The sequence below is a fragment of the Allocatenococcus thiocycli genome (assembly GCF_921292965.1).
Classification (GTDB): Bacteria; Pseudomonadota; Gammaproteobacteria; order Enterobacterales; family Vibrionaceae; genus Vibrio; species Vibrio natriegens.
In genome coordinates, this window is record NZ_CAKLCK010000043.1 from 104,551 (window position 1) to 118,562 (window position 14,012).

General features: G+C 45.4%; 16 protein-coding genes. 4 read left to right on the forward strand and 12 right to left on the reverse strand.

Annotated elements, in window-relative coordinates; all coding sequences use genetic code 11:
- The first annotated feature begins 225 nt into the window (after positions 1-225).
- From L9Q40_RS17850 to L9Q40_RS17865, 4 genes are all read left to right on the forward strand, one after another.
- Positions 226-774 (forward strand): sigma-70 family RNA polymerase sigma factor, encoded by a 549-nt coding sequence (locus L9Q40_RS17850; protein WP_373423024.1) that lies wholly within the window; start codon positions 226-228, stop codon positions 772-774.
- Positions 767-1,495: a DUF3379 domain-containing protein gene (locus L9Q40_RS17855; RefSeq protein ID WP_065297199.1), complete on the forward strand. Its 729-nt coding sequence runs from the start codon at positions 767-769 to the stop codon at positions 1,493-1,495. The genes L9Q40_RS17850 and L9Q40_RS17855 overlap by 8 nt, the downstream gene beginning before the upstream one ends.
- Positions 1,496-1,800: 305 nt before the next feature.
- On the forward strand, positions 1,801-3,063 hold the full coding sequence (locus L9Q40_RS17860) for an outer membrane protein transport protein (RefSeq protein ID WP_014232632.1): 1,263 nt from the start codon (positions 1,801-1,803) through the stop codon (positions 3,061-3,063).
- A 308-nt stretch (positions 3,064-3,371) separates the two neighbouring features.
- Complete coding sequence (locus L9Q40_RS17865; protein WP_498794116.1) at positions 3,372-4,667, forward strand: outer membrane protein transport protein; 1,296 nt, start codon at positions 3,372-3,374, stop codon at positions 4,665-4,667.
- A 76-nt stretch (positions 4,668-4,743) separates the two neighbouring features.
- On the opposite strand, the gene L9Q40_RS17870 is transcribed toward L9Q40_RS17865, so the two are convergent.
- The 12 genes from L9Q40_RS17870 to L9Q40_RS17925 form a co-directional block, all read right to left on the reverse strand.
- The gene (locus L9Q40_RS17870) at positions 4,744-5,514 is read right to left on the reverse strand and encodes an MlaA family lipoprotein (RefSeq protein ID WP_014232634.1); all 771 of its coding nucleotides are present in this window, start codon (positions 5,512-5,514) and stop codon (positions 4,744-4,746) included.
- Positions 5,515-5,687: 173 nt separating this feature from the next.
- Positions 5,688-6,902: a c-type cytochrome biogenesis protein CcmI gene (gene ccmI / locus L9Q40_RS17875; RefSeq protein WP_065302725.1), complete on the reverse strand. Its 1,215-nt coding sequence runs from the start codon at positions 6,900-6,902 to the stop codon at positions 5,688-5,690.
- On the reverse strand, positions 6,902-7,387 hold the full coding sequence (locus L9Q40_RS17880) for a cytochrome c-type biogenesis protein (RefSeq protein WP_014232636.1): 486 nt from the start codon (positions 7,385-7,387) through the stop codon (positions 6,902-6,904). Before L9Q40_RS17880 ends, ccmI begins: the two co-directional genes overlap by 1 nt.
- Positions 7,384-7,938, reverse strand: coding sequence for a DsbE family thiol:disulfide interchange protein (locus tag L9Q40_RS17885; protein ID WP_020334587.1), 555 nt, complete (start codon positions 7,936-7,938; stop codon positions 7,384-7,386). The genes L9Q40_RS17880 and L9Q40_RS17885 overlap by 4 nt, the downstream gene beginning before the upstream one ends.
- Complete coding sequence (locus L9Q40_RS17890; RefSeq protein ID WP_014232638.1) at positions 7,931-9,916, reverse strand: heme lyase CcmF/NrfE family subunit; 1,986 nt, start codon at positions 9,914-9,916, stop codon at positions 7,931-7,933. Before L9Q40_RS17890 ends, L9Q40_RS17885 begins: the two co-directional genes overlap by 8 nt.
- Positions 9,913-10,398, reverse strand: a complete 486-nt coding sequence (gene ccmE / locus L9Q40_RS17895) for a cytochrome c maturation protein CcmE (protein ID WP_014232639.1) — start codon at positions 10,396-10,398, stop codon at positions 9,913-9,915. Before ccmE ends, L9Q40_RS17890 begins: the two co-directional genes overlap by 4 nt.
- Positions 10,395-10,601, reverse strand: coding sequence for a heme exporter protein CcmD (ccmD, locus tag L9Q40_RS17900; RefSeq protein ID WP_014232640.1), 207 nt, complete (start codon positions 10,599-10,601; stop codon positions 10,395-10,397). The genes ccmE and ccmD overlap by 4 nt, the downstream gene beginning before the upstream one ends.
- An 11-nt stretch (positions 10,602-10,612) precedes the next feature.
- Entirely contained in the window at positions 10,613-11,356 is a 744-nt protein-coding gene (locus tag L9Q40_RS17905; protein WP_014232641.1) for a heme ABC transporter permease, read from the reverse strand.
- 120 nt (positions 11,357-11,476) lie between these two features.
- Entirely contained in the window at positions 11,477-12,145 is a 669-nt protein-coding gene (gene ccmB, locus L9Q40_RS17910) for a heme exporter protein CcmB (protein ID WP_498794117.1), read from the reverse strand.
- 1 nt (position 12,146) lies between these two features.
- The gene (gene ccmA / locus L9Q40_RS17915; RefSeq protein ID WP_498794118.1) at positions 12,147-12,764 is read right to left on the reverse strand and encodes a cytochrome c biogenesis heme-transporting ATPase CcmA; all 618 of its coding nucleotides are present in this window, start codon (positions 12,762-12,764) and stop codon (positions 12,147-12,149) included.
- A 242-nt stretch (positions 12,765-13,006) separates the two neighbouring features.
- Positions 13,007-13,498 (reverse strand): DUF2802 domain-containing protein, encoded by a 492-nt coding sequence (locus tag L9Q40_RS17920; RefSeq protein WP_065297685.1) that lies wholly within the window; start codon positions 13,496-13,498, stop codon positions 13,007-13,009.
- 14 nt (positions 13,499-13,512) lie between these two features.
- On the reverse strand, positions 13,513-14,007 hold the full coding sequence (locus tag L9Q40_RS17925; RefSeq protein ID WP_498794119.1) for a chemotaxis protein CheW: 495 nt from the start codon (positions 14,005-14,007) through the stop codon (positions 13,513-13,515).
- Positions 14,008-14,012 lie beyond the last annotated feature (5 nt).

The following is a 14,012-nucleotide window of genomic DNA, read 5'->3' on the forward strand; positions in this document are numbered from 1 at the left end:
AATAGATCAATTTTATATTGATTTAGCGCTTATCAAGCGATCTATTTTTTCAATCTTCCAAATAAATGCATGGCTACTGGTTTTCTATCTGAGTCGTAATAATGAAACCTGGACCTGACTACTGTGAGACAAAACAGTTGATACTGCTAAACTCTGTATGTCTATCCGAATGACCACACAGTACTGGTTAAATAACAAATGGGGGCTCTTGCAGCCATGTTAAAAATGTTTGGAAAGAAAAATTCCAACAGTCCGGTCAACTCTGATATGGACAAACAAAGAAAATATGAATCGCTCGTTCGGGGCTATCATCGTGATTTATATCGCTATGCTTACTGGTTATGTAAAGATAAAGCGGTAGCCGAAGATTTGGTGCAAGAAACCTGTCTTCGCGCATGGAAATCTCTAGATAGCTTGCTGGACGAAAAAGCGGCAAAGTCTTGGCTTATTACCATATTAAGACGAGAAAATGCACGCCGGTTCGAACGCAAACAATTTGATTTAGTTGATATCGATGACTATGGCAATGATGCAAAGGTCAGCGACGACCCTCATCACCAGCAAGAGTGGCTTCAGGCACAGATCATGAAATTAGACGTCGAATATCGTGAACCTTTATTTCTGCAAGTCGTAGGCGGTTTCAGTGGAGAAGAGATCGGCGACATACTGGAACTGAACAAAAACACTGTGATGACTCGACTATTTCGTGCTCGTAATCAACTTAAAGAGATGTTGGATTCTCAAGATACAAAGAGAGGACAAAAAAATGGATGATTTAGAATTTCGTCGTCGTATTTTGTCGGATCCAAAACAGAAGGATGAAGAGATACTGCAAGCTTTGGCAGACAACAGTGCTAACCATAAGTTTGTTGAAGACGTTTTGGATCTCGATGAAAAAATCAAACAGGCTATGAATGTCGATGTGCCTGAAGATCTTGCTGACAAAATTTTGTTCAGCCAAAGTTCGAGCTCTCTTGAACAAAACGTTGTCCGCCCTACTTTTGCTAAGAAGGCAATGGCTTTGGCTGCATCGTTAGCATTTACAGCTGGCTTGTTAGTTGGTCAGGTCAACTGGAGCAATATTCTCGTCTCACCGGCACATGCTACATTGGCGGATACAGCAATCAAACATGTAATAGACGAAGAGCCTTTTGTCCGTCACTTGGATGAAAATGTGCCAAGCACATTCATCAACGCCAAAATGTCTCCGCTGAATTTTAAGTTCAACCAGAACTTTCCTTACCACGTTTATTACTTAAATCACTGTGGATTCGGAGAGTCTAATGCCGTGCATATGGTTTTTCAGGGTTTGAAAGGTAAAGTCACCATGTTCATTACTAGAATCCCAAGTGAGCAAGCTGTCGACTTCAACAAAGAAGGCATGAGTGGCGTCGTTCAACCTATAGGTAGCGCAAGTATGATCTTGGTCGGTCAACAAGGTGAGGATATCAATGTGATCGCCAGTAAACTGACCCCTCTAATCCAACCTATGTAATAAGTTGAAACATAATTAGTGTTAAACCCATTAGCTGCCGCCTAGTGTGACCACTATGCGGCAGTTGTGTATTTGTAGGACGCAAACGTTTACCGCCTACAACCCGCCGCAGCGCCATTAGAGTATAAGCTCTAAATATTACAGTTTAGATGTCATTTCCCTGCATTTAGCATCATTTTTATAATTTTTCCTAAATTTTATCCAATGGTCGGATTTGTTAATAACATTCTTGTGACTACTATCTGCGCCACTGAGCAAAAGCTCGAATTATCGTCCAAAGAGACGAATCTAATAAGGAAAAACACATGACTTATAATAAGCGTCTGTTCAAAAAGACTCTCTTAGCAGTAACGGTAGCTTTTGCCTCAGGTCAAACGATGGCAGCAGGTTTCCAAATTAATGCCCAATCAGCGACTGGCCTTGGCCGTGCCTTTGCTGGTGATGCAGTTATCGCAGACAACGCTTCAGTAATGGCGCGTAACCCAGCAGCAATGGCGCTGTTTGACAAAATGGAACTGTCTGTTGGTTTTGAAACTATTACTTCACTTATTGAAGTGAAAAATGCCACTTACAACATTAACGGCAACAACATCCCTGTTGGAGACGTTGACGATGTAGGTGACACTGCTCTTGCGCCAAACATTCACCTAATTGTACCGGTAAACGACAAGTTTGCCTGGGGTGTAAATGCCTACTCTAACTTCGGTACAAAGACTGAATTCTCTGACAGCTACGTAGCGGCTGAATACGGCGGCCTGACCGACGTGAAAAGCGCTAACTTTGGTCTGGCGGGTTCTTACCGCCTGAACGACCAATGGAGCTTTGGTGCTGGCCTAGATGTGATTTACGGTAAAGGCACAATGAAACGCGTAACGAGCTCTGCTCTTGCTGCTGTAAATCCTGCTCTAGGTGGTGCAACGCTTCTTGATGTTGATTCTGCTGACGGTTGGGCCGTAGGTTTCAACGTAGGTACCGTATTTGAGCTAGACGAAAATAACCGTTTTGGTTTTGCATACCACTACAGCCCAGAATTTGAAGCAAAAGACGACGAAGGCCAAAAGATCACGCTACCTCTGCCAGACATGGCTGAGTTCTCTGGCTATCATAAAATCAAGGACACCAAGTTCGCGGTACACTACAGCGTACAATACATTGGCTGGAAAGACTTTGACCAGATTGATTTTGAAAACCTAGATCAAGGTATGCTAACTGGCAGCTACGCTAAACAATATCAGTGGCAAGACGGCTGGCACTACGCGATTGGTGGTACTTACTTCCTAAACAATGACTGGACACTGCGTGCGGGTTACATGTACGACACTAGTGCACAAGACAATGTAACGTCTATTTCTGTACCAGATTCAGACCGTCAGTGGTTCTCAACTGGTTTTACTTACCATCTTGACAGCAAAGCTAACATCGACTTTGGTTTCACATACCTAATGGGTGATGACATTAAAGTTAACGAGAGCACGACTATTATCCCTGGCATGCTGTCTACTGGCGTAAGTGCAACAACTCACGCAGACGCGATTCTAGTTGGCTTACAGTACAGCCGTAGCTTCTAATTGACGTATTAGTCGCTATTGCAAAAACTTTCTATATAAAAGGCTGGATTTCCAGCCTTTTTTCTTACCTGCGAGTTATTCTACGCTCGACTTCAGTGAACACGTGTATCTAAAAACCTATATTAGGACGCACAACTGTTCGCTGAATATCTTTCACAACTCTTTTACAGCCAGGCTTTTAATCTTCTATAAGATAATTGATCAGAATTTAATACTAAAAACGTATCCTTTCCGGATTTTCATTTCTAAAGTAAAAGCTCTATCTTTAGAATTTTAGCCCACGTTTTAAATAATTCAGCGAACACAAAATGAAAACCAACAAGACCCTTCTTTCTATGACAGTAGCACTAAGTCTGCTGGGCACAGCAAGCGCGACTCATGCAGCCGGTTTCCAACTTGCGGAGTTCTCTGCGACAGGCTTAGGCCGCGCATACGCAGGTGAAGCAGCAATGGCAGATAATGCAAGTGCACAATGGCGAAACCCGGCGATGCTCACTTACTTAGAAGGCACACAAGTATCTGTTGGTGCTATCTATGTGAATCCAAATCTTGATGTAGACGGTGACGTCGATTTCTACGGCAATAACATTCCAGCGTCTTCAGATGACTTCGCTCACGATGCAATCATCCCTAACTTCTACCTATCGCATCAGTACAACGACGAGTTCGCTGTCGGCTTAGCGTTGGGAACCAACTACGGTATGGAAACGGATCTTGGTACTGGTTTTGCCGCGTCACACTTCGGCAATGAAGCCAGCGTGACCACAATGGAAGTCAACCTGAATGCAGCCTACAAGATTAACAACGCTGTAAGTATCGGCGGGGGCGTTCGCTATATCCTTGGTGAAGGTAGCTTTGGTGCAACAACACCTGCCACAAATGCATTGGGTCTTCCTCAAGATACTACGCTGAAGTACATGGAAGGTGATGATACGGCTTGGGGTTGGCAAGTCGGTACGGCATGGCAGATCAACGACAATAACCGCATCGGCTTCGCATACAAATCAGAAGTAGAACTGAAGTTGCAGGGTCATGCTGAAGGTCTTGGTTTTGGCTTTGGTACCCAACTGCCACAAACCCGCGACAATGGTTACATGTACCTGACGCTACCAGCGACTGCGGAGCTGGCAAGCTACCACCAGATTACTGAGCAGCTTGCCCTGCACGCGAGTTTTAACTGGACTGACTGGAGCTCATTCGAAAAACTGGAAGCGCACCTTGATACCGCAGGTACGCACATGGTTAAAGTTGAAAACTGGGAAGACAATTACCGTTTTGCGTTAGGTGCGACCTACCAGCTTCAGCCGCAACTGGCGTTAAGAACAGGTATTGCATACGACACATCAGCCGTTAGCGATAAAAACCGTACTATCACTATTCCAGAAACCGATCGTACCTGGCTAAGCATTGGCGCAACATACGACTGGACAAAAGATTTCAGCTTAGATGCAGGTTTCACTTATATCATCGCGAAAGATGCCTCAATTACAGAGTCACGCGGTTATGATTCTGACGATACAGCGGAGCAAGTTGGTGGTCAGTTTTTGGGGGAAACAACGGGTAATGTTTGGTTGATTGGTCTTCAGGCGAACTACCGTTTCTAATCGAATACACCATTGAAGAAAAAAGGCTTAGCAACTGCTAAGCCTTTTTCGTATCTACTATTTAAACCTGAGAGGTTTAAAATTCGTCTAAGTATTCGTCCAGATAAGCTTCTTCTTCTGCATCGACTTCTTTGACAGTCTCCACTTCTGCTTTAAAGTTTTGGCGCTGGATATAAATATCACGAGTCAAAACATAAGGATCTGGTGAGTTGTCCAGCTGCGCTTCCTGAGAAACAAGCAACGCACGTTTTTCCATACCTTCGAAAGCCCATTTACCAAGGCTTGCCCAGAAGTTTAGGTAGGTCAGAGGGACATACATACTGTCTACTGTATCAGTGACTTCACGCAGCGTGTAAGGGCCGTATCCCGGAACCATAAAGTAAGGCCCGTTGCCTACACCGTAATGACCGACGGCATCACTGAAAACTTTTTCATCGTATTTGGTAATTCCCGCGGCGGTGGCTACATCCACCAGACCAAGGAGACCAAATGTGGAGTTAAGCCAGAATCGATTAAAGTGATCGACGGCTTTACCACCATTACCCATAAGCAGATTGTTCACCATACTTGCTGGCTCGTCTAAGTTCGCCAGAAAGTTAGCAATACCATAACGGATAGGTGTAGGCGTGTATTCCACATAGGCTAATGACACCGGACGTACTAAATACGGATCTAGGTAATCGTAGTTAATGTCCCACATGGCACGGTTAAAGCCTTCCAACGGATCGTACGCATCAGAAGTCGTTTGATTTGTTTCTTCTGTTGCTGCCTCCTCAGGCGCACTTGAACAGCCAACCAGTCCAATTGCTAACAGCATCAAGAAGATGGATTTACCCTTGTTATACATTCTATGTTCCATAACGACTATTAATATACTTAAGCAACCTTGCTATAAAACGCATGACTCAGATACAGTTTAGAAGTCACTTAAGTATAAAAACAAGGCCAGCATAAGCTGGCCTTTGTCATTCTACTCGATAGTTTAGAGCCATACCACTATACGGATATGACTCGCAACTTTTAAAATTGCTTATTGATAATAACTTCAACAGGTTGCCCGAACTCTACGACACCACTCTCACCGTGCCAGTCATGATCACGGGTTGCCACGTTACCATCAGAATCAACGCGTACACGCACCAAAAGCTTATCCAATGAAGACAACTTTGAACCTTGCATCATGGCATTGCCATCATCCAGTACCACTGTTCGCGGGAATGATGCTAACGGGTAACGAGCCGCAGCTACTGGCATTGGAGAGCCATCAGCACGGTGGACAGATACGATAAGTACTCCGTTAGGATCGACCTGAGCTTCAGGAGCAAGGCTGATGGTAACCGCCACGCTTTTATCCGGAGAAACCGCTTCACCCATCTGTTTACGCGCACTATCAATACTGCGAGAAAGCATCTCATAGCGGCTATCTTCAGGACCGATCATCTGTTGCATTACGCCCCAGTATTTGATCGCTGCTGGGTAGTCTTGACGTTCAAACGCATCGAACGCTAGCAGCGAGAAGACACGCAGATCCACTCTATCCTGCTGAACCAACTGGCCCAAAAGAGAGCGTGCGGTATTCTGATCCAATTCTTCCTGAGAAAGCATCAGAGCTTGCGCATACCCCAGCATAATATCCGGGTCTTGAGGCTCAAGGTTGTACGACTTTTCCATGGAATCGATAGCAGTGGTCACATCACGATTCGCCAAAGCAATACGTCCCAGCAACAACCAACCGGTTGAATCTTCCGGTTGATAATGCAGACGAGTACGCAATGCTAAGGTTAAATCTTCCATCTCTTGATCACTTAGAGGTTCAGATGAAGACGACATCAGCTTTTTCGACAACTCAGGTAAGTTTGCCGACACTTCTTGCCACCTAACCACTTCTTGAGATGCGCCAAATTGGTAATACAAACCGTAACTTAAGACAACAGTCAGCACCACAGAAGGAACCAATACCGCGATAGGAGAAATTTTTGTTTCTTTGTGCCCTTTATCGCCTGGAATATCATCTAGCAATGATTGTTTAAGATCCGAAATCAGGTCTTCCTGGCTTTCAACCAAACCTTCTTCGGTCTCTTCTTGAAGCTCTGATAAACGATCTTTGTAAAACGCTTTATTAAGTTCATCGCGTAGTACTTCATCGTTGTTCGCTTTTTGTTTTAGTAACGGCATGGCTACCAGAGCACAAGCGATCAGCGTAAGAACAACAGTAGATATCCAAAATAGTGTCATTACTTCTTATCTCCGTCGTTCTCTTCTTCAAGCAATGCTTTGAGGCGAGCTTCTTTTTGTTCGTCCCACTTTTCATCACTATTTGCGACGACTTTTGCTTTTATTTTGCGACTACGTAATACGATCAGAGCAAAGCCACCCAGTACGACAGATAGCGGCCCAAGCCATAAGATAGCCGTAGCAATGGTGAATGGCGGATTGTAAGTCACAAAGTTACCGTATCGCGCGACCATGTAATCAACGATCTCTTCCTTAGACTTACCTTCTTTGGTCATTTCATACACTTTATGGCGTAAGTCTTGAGCAAGCTCGGCATTAGAATCAGAGATCGTGTTGTTCTGACATTTAGGGCAGCGCAGAGTGTGGCTTAGTTCTTTGAACTGCTGTTCTTGTTTGAGGTTGTCAAACTCGTACACTTCAATAGCAGCTTGAGCCGCTAATGAGAATGTCAGCGCTGCAAATACGGCTAAAATTACCTTTCTCATAGCTTCGCCTCCTCAACCAACTGATTGTAAAGCGGTTCTAATGTATCAGCCCAATTGCGTGGATTGACATCCCCAACATGGCGATAACGAACAACACCATTAGCATCGATAATGAAAGTTTCCGGTGCTCCGTAAACACCTAGGTCCAGGCCAAGCATACCGCTGCCGTCAAACAAACTGATCAGGTAAGGATTACCCAAATCATTCAACCAACCTACTGCTTTAGTGCGATCATCTTTGTAGTTCATACCGATGATCTTGACACCTTTACCAGCCAGTTCATTCAGATACTTATGCTCTGCATAACAGGTTGGACACCAGGTAGCCCAAACGTTGAGCAGTAAAGGTTCGCCTTTGAAAATAGATTGATCGTATTCTTTACCCGGCTCAGCCAAATCTTCAAGGTGAAAGGCTGGTACAGGTTTACCCACCAATACCGACTCAAGTTTTGTCGGGTCATCACCCTCTTGGTTACGCATCAACTGGGTTGCAAAGATCCCCGCTAGGACCATGAAAGCGACTAACGGGATAAACAAGACTTTCTTATTCATATTGTGCGACCTGCTCCTTTGCCTTAGCACTCTTCTTAGATGACTTACGGAAGCGGTAACGCTTGTCTGAAATAGCCAGACCACCACCAATTGCCATGATCAAAGCACCAGCCCAAATCCAACGAACGAACGGTTTGTAGTAAATACGTACAGCCCATGAGCGGTTGTCTTCTAAACGCTCACCCATCGCAATGTAAAGATCTCGCGTTACGCCACGATCAATCGCTGCTTCTGTCATCATAGACTTAGCAGTACGGTAGAAACGCTTCTCTGCATGCAGCGTATTGACGTAGTTACCGTTATGCGTAACTTCAAAATCCGCGATATAACCATCGTAGTTAGGGCCATCTTTGTCTCGCAAGCCAGAGAAATAGAAGTCATAACCCTGGATTTGGAAGTGTTCTCCCGGAGCCAAACGCACATCACGCTCGATGCTGTAGTTCTGCACCATTGCGATACCGATAACGGTTACCGCCAAACCAATGTGACCTAACATCATTGCCCAGTGACTGCGCTGCAACTTACCTACGCCTTCGACGAAGCTATGTCGGTGAGTTGCACGCTCGTGAAGCTCGAAGCCGTGCATGACGATGATCCAAATTGCCATTACCCAACCGATGTAAGCCATAATTTGGAAGAAATCTGCGAATAGGTATACGCAAACCGCCGCCAGTACCAGAGCAGTCACGCCAGAGATCACCATCGGCTTAACGATTGATGACAATTGATCTCGTTTCCAGCGAATAAGCGGGCCAATACCCAATAAGAAAGCAAATGGCATCATCAACCATGCAAACAGCATGTCGAAGAATGGCGCGCCAATTGAGACAGAACCAAGACCAATTTGCTTATGCACCAGCGGTAACAATGTACCGACTAAAACAACAACCAGTGCTGCGATCAACAGTACGTTGTTGCCAAGTAATACATTCTCTCGCGACACTAAATCGAAGTTACCACGAACACGAACCGATGCGCCTTTTACCGCGAACAGTAGCAGCGAGCCGCCGATAACAAATACCAGGAAGGCAAGGATAAACATGCCACGAGCCGGGTCAGAGGCAAACGCGTGCACAGAAACCAAAATACCTGAACGCACCAGGAACGTCCCCAGCAGACTCAATGAGAATGCGGAGATAGCAAGCAGTACTGTCCACGCTTTAAAGGTGCCGCGTTTTTCAGTGACGGCCAAAGAGTGCATCAGTGCGGTACCAGCCAGCCAAGGCATAAAGGACGCGTTTTCTACTGGATCCCAGAACCACCAGCCACCCCAGCCGAGTTCGTAATATGCCCACCATGAACCTAGCGCGATACCTAGGGTAAGAAATACCCACGCTGCCGTTGTCCAAGGACGAGACCAGCGAGCCCACGCGGTATCTAAACGGCCCGTCATCAAAGAAGCAATAGCAAATGAGAACGCAACCGAGAAACCTACATACCCCATATAAAGCATCGGAGGGTGAACAATCAGCCCCGGGTCTTGTAGAAGTGGGTTCAAGTCACGACCGTCAATCGGGAAGAACGGCAAGGTACGTAGGAATGGGCTTGATGTGAAAATAATAAACATCAGGAAGCCGACCGAAATCATCCCCATTACTGCCAGTACGCGCGCGACAGATTCTTGTGGCATACCGCGGCTGAATGTCGCGACGGCAACTGTCCAAGCTGCCTGAATCAACACCCAAAGAAGTAGTGAGCCTTCGTGAGCACCCCATACCGCAGTTAAACGGTAGTACCAAGGTAGCTGGCTGTTCGAGTTACTTGCCACATATTGCAGGGTAAAATCGTTGGTATAAAAGCCCCAACATAAAATAATGAACGAGAACAACAACATGAGAAACATCGACCACGACAGAGGACGAGCGGTGTTCATCAGCATGGTGTTGTTATTTGATGCCCCCCAGAGTGGCAGTATGCTCAGCAGCACTGCCATCGCAAGCGATAGTATGAGGGCAAAGTGACCGATTTCTGCAATCATTGGCCGCTTCCTTGTGTCTGCTCAGAGCTGTACTTCATTGGTTCATGCGTCTTTTCCATCGCTGCAGCGATTTCTGGCGGCATATAATCTTCATCGTGTTTTGCTAGTACTTCAAATGCTTCAATAGTGGTCGCATCACGCAAGACACCTTGTGCAACAATACCCTGCCCCTCACGGAACAAATCCGGAAGAATACCCTCATAAACTACGGTCACTTTCGGGCCGATATCGTGTAGGTCAAAACTGACTTTCAAAGAGTCAGGATCACGACGAACTGAGCCGTTTACTACCATGCCACCGATACGTAGACGTTGACCAACTTCCGGTTTAGTACCATCAGGCTTACCATTGACCAATTCCGTAGGCGTGTAGAAAAGGTCCATATTCTGGTTGAGCGCGTAAAGCATCAAACCAATGGTGGCACTAATACCGACAAAGATAGCCAGTACAATACCTAGCCTCTTTTTACGTCTCGGGTTCATAAGGTGTTCTCCATATTCTTCGCTGCGTCAATTCGAGCTTGACGGTCTATTTTTGCTTTCACTTCATTCAATAATGCATCACCGCGACGAAGGCTGGTGATTAAGAGAATCAGCATCGATAGAAAAGTGATGCCAAATGAGCTCCATACGTATGATGCGTAGCCACCCATGGCAAAAAAGTCGCTCAGAGATTCAAAATACATCGTTAGCTACCTCACTGAGTTTTTTCTGTTGCAATTTGACGTACCCAAGGGCGGTGACTCTCTTTGCTGATGATTTCATTTCTGAAACGCACCATCGTCACAGCGCCAAAGAAGAACGCAAAACCAAAGATATTCAGCAGCAGAGGCCAAAGCATGTCAGCTGAGATGGATGGTTGTTCGAATTTTGTGATGGTTGCGCCTTGGTGTAGCGTATTCCACCATTCCACAGAAAAGTGAATGATCGGTAAGTTCACAACACCAACGATCGCTAGAATACCTGCTGCTTTTGCTGCGGTCTTCTGGTCGTCAAAAGCATGATAAAGCGCAATAACACCCAGATATAAAAAGAGAAGAATGAGCTCAGAAGTCAGGCGAGCATCCCACACCCACCAAGTCCCCCACATCGGCTTGCCCCATACAGCACCGGTCACAAGTGCGATAAAGGTGTATACCGCTCCGATAGGGGCCATTGCTAACGCCGCCATATCTGAGAGTCGGACTTGCCATACCAAACCGATGAAAGCAGCAATTGCCATCGACAGATAAGCGCCCATCGACCACATTGCAGACGGGACATGGATATAAATGATTCGGAAACTATCACCCTGTTGGTAATCTGAAGGCGCAAATGCAAGCCCCCAAATGGTACCTGCCGTTAAAAATACGAGGGCCAATACAGAAAACCAAGGCAGAAACTTACCACTAAGGCGGTACGCTGCTTCAGGCTTGGCATAAGGATGTAGCCATTTCCACATATTTCAATCTCACTTTTGCTTTATAGGGGCACAATCTCTGAGGCCGAAACCATCGCTGTGCTTTAATCATTATTTAAGTCCTTTTAATACCAATCGTAGTAAAGGACTATTTGGTTAATGTTAGTTAACACTAACTCGCAACGCTGCACTTATTGCAAATGGTGTGAGGGTCATCGCTCCCATCAGCATCGCGCCTAGCACCGCCAGTTGGCCGTTATACGCTACACCAAGCGCTGAGGCATCAATGGCAGACGTTGCAAAAATCAGAATCGGGATATAGAGCGGAAGAACGAGTAAACTTAAAAGTACCCCACCCTTTTGTAGCCCAACCGTCAGTGCCACCCCAATGGCACCAATAAAACTTAACGCTGGTGTCCCGATACATAACGTAAGTACAACCGCCAGCCAAGTATCGAAATCCAGAGAAAGTAAAACCGCCAACAGAGGACTTATCAAAATCAGAGGCAATCCCGTTAACAGCCAATGTGCTATGACCTTAGAAATCACCACAAGTTGCAATGGGATAGGCATAAGCATCATTTGCTCTAATGCACCATCCTGAAAGTCGTCACGAAACAGCCGCTCCAATGATAATAATGCAGACAACAATGCAGCAACCCAAACAATGCCTGCTGAAATACGTGCTAACAAATTAGGCTCGGGCCCAATACTCAGAGGAAACAATGTGATAACAATAATAAAGAACCAAAGTGGGTTCAGAATGTCGGCTTGACGGCGATACGCAATCAAGAGTTCACGACGGATAATAGTAGTCATGGCCGATATCATATTAATCACCCAGTTTTATTTTTCTAAGTTTCGGGCTATCAGAAAACATATCTTGGTGTGTGGTCAAAATCACAATTCCACCATTATCAGCATGATTAGTAAACAAAGCCTCTAACACTTTGACACCTTGCTTATCTATCGCCGTAAGTGGTTCATCCAGAATCCATAAGATTTGCTTGCTTAGCCAAAGCCTCGCCAGCGCTACGCGGCGTTGCTGACCAGCTGAAAGTTGAGCGACGGGAATATCTTCTCTTCCTGCTAACCCAACTTGAGTTAACGCAGTAAAGATTTCTTCATCGGAGATTTGGTTGTTATGAATAGACTGGTAAAAACGTAAGTTTTCTAATGCGGTAAGTTCACGTTTTACGCCCGTTTGGTGTCCCAGAAACAGTAGATCCCGGTGAAAGATGTCACGAGACTTTTCAACCTCTTCTCCCTTCCATTTGATAATACCGTCTTCTCTGTCGCCTAACCCTGTAACAATGCGTAATAACGTCGTTTTGCCCGTTCCGTTTCGCCCTTCAATCTGGACTAGTTCGCCTGGTTTTATCGTAAATTTCAGGTTTTCAAACAGGACCCTTTCGTCACGGATCGCAGTAAGGTTAGACACTTCTAACATAGGGCTTCAACTAAATAATGAACGAGCGGCTATATTAGCACAGCTTAGATAAGACGAAACAGAACAAGAGCCAAGAGATGTAAGTAAGTTCATGAATTTTTGTTAACTTACTTACACAATTCGATAAATATAACCATAAATGGTTATAAAGATTAATGAGGATGAGGCCTTAATTTCATAAGGGAGAAAACCTACCGTTTTGGGCGGTAGATTAAAAAAAGAAGCCGAAGCTTCTTTTATAACTAACGTCGTATGCCTGAGGATGGATGCCTCGACATCTCTGAAGGACGGCTACTGAGTGGCGGAATTTTCTCTTTCCCGGCCAGCTTTTTCTGTAGCGATAACATTAGCTCAGCTTCAGCTTTAGGTAATTCGCACTCTTCAATCAACTCGTTAATATCCGCGCCGAGTTGAACCATTTTGGAGGCTCGGCTATACAAGCGCCCGTCTGTATCGGCATGTTCCAGCTCGCGAATACGCTCGTTGAGGTGCTGGATAATATCTTGTTGCTCGGTAACCTTTTGCCCTAAGCCAACAACCACAGATCGAACTTCCAGTAGCTGCTTACTCAGTTTCTGTACTTCTTTCTCAGTATGTCTAGTTTGGGCTCTTTGCTGTTCGATTTTCCTTTGCAAACCGGAGCGAATACGCAGTTGCAAAACGAGCAGTACGAGCACTACAAAAGCGACACCACCAGCGATGACGGGGATCGATAAAAAATTCACTTCAGCCATGATCATTCAGCCAATTACAGATGAGCCATGTCATCCCATTCGTCTTCAGTCAATAGCTTGTTCAAATCAACCAGGATAAGAAGCTTGCCATCGCGGTTGCTAACGCCTTGAATGAACTTCGCACTTTCGTCAGTACCCACAGAAGGTGTGGTGTCGATCTCAGAAGAACGCAGGTAAACCACTTCAGCAACGCTGTCGACCAGAATACCAATCACCTGACGCTCAGATTCGATAACGATGATACGTGTATTATCCGTCACTTCGCCTTCAATTAAGCCAAAACGTGAACGCGTATCGATAACCGTTACCACGTTACCACGCAAATTAATAATACCCAGCACGTAATCTGGCGCACCAGGTACAGGTGCAATTTCTGAATAACGAAGAACTTCACGTACCTGCATAACGTTAATGCCGTACGTTTCTTCTTCTAGCTGGAACGTCACCCACTGAAGCACTTCGTCATTTGTGGCATCTTTCTTCACTTCAACTTCAAAAGCTTGAGACATAGTCA

Bases quoted from the DNA above. Each gene is read 5' to 3' on its own strand.
- L9Q40_RS17850 (WP_373423024.1), top strand. From the start codon at position 226: ATGTTTGGAAAGAAAAATTCCAACAGTCCGGTCAACTCTGATATGGAC.
- L9Q40_RS17855 (WP_065297199.1), top strand. From the start codon at position 767: ATGGATGATTTAGAATTTCGTCGTCGTATTTTGTCGGATCCAAAACAG.
- L9Q40_RS17860 (WP_014232632.1), top strand. From the start codon at position 1,801: ATGACTTATAATAAGCGTCTGTTCAAAAAGACTCTCTTAGCAGTAACG.
- L9Q40_RS17865 (WP_498794116.1), top strand. From the start codon at position 3,372: ATGAAAACCAACAAGACCCTTCTTTCTATGACAGTAGCACTAAGTCTG.
- L9Q40_RS17870 (WP_014232634.1), bottom strand. From the start codon at position 5,514: ATGTATAACAAGGGTAAATCCATCTTCTTGATGCTGTTAGCAATTGGA.
- ccmI (WP_065302725.1), bottom strand. From the start codon at position 6,902: ATGACACTATTTTGGATATCTACTGTTGTTCTTACGCTGATCGCTTGT.
- L9Q40_RS17880 (WP_014232636.1), bottom strand. From the start codon at position 7,387: ATGAGAAAGGTAATTTTAGCCGTATTTGCAGCGCTGACATTCTCATTA.
- L9Q40_RS17885 (WP_020334587.1), bottom strand. From the start codon at position 7,938: ATGAATAAGAAAGTCTTGTTTATCCCGTTAGTCGCTTTCATGGTCCTA.
- L9Q40_RS17890 (WP_014232638.1), bottom strand. From the start codon at position 9,916: ATGATTGCAGAAATCGGTCACTTTGCCCTCATACTATCGCTTGCGATG.
- ccmE (WP_014232639.1), bottom strand. From the start codon at position 10,398: ATGAACCCGAGACGTAAAAAGAGGCTAGGTATTGTACTGGCTATCTTT.
- ccmD (WP_014232640.1), bottom strand. From the start codon at position 10,601: ATGTATTTTGAATCTCTGAGCGACTTTTTTGCCATGGGTGGCTACGCA.
- L9Q40_RS17905 (WP_014232641.1), bottom strand. From the start codon at position 11,356: ATGTGGAAATGGCTACATCCTTATGCCAAGCCTGAAGCAGCGTACCGC.
- ccmB (WP_498794117.1), bottom strand. From the start codon at position 12,145: ATGATATCGGCCATGACTACTATTATCCGTCGTGAACTCTTGATTGCG.
- ccmA (WP_498794118.1), bottom strand. From the start codon at position 12,764: ATGTTAGAAGTGTCTAACCTTACTGCGATCCGTGACGAAAGGGTCCTG.
- L9Q40_RS17920 (WP_065297685.1), bottom strand. From the start codon at position 13,498: ATGGCTGAAGTGAATTTTTTATCGATCCCCGTCATCGCTGGTGGTGTC.
- L9Q40_RS17925 (WP_498794119.1), bottom strand. From the start codon at position 14,007: ATGTCTCAAGCTTTTGAAGTTGAAGTGAAGAAAGATGCCACAAATGAC.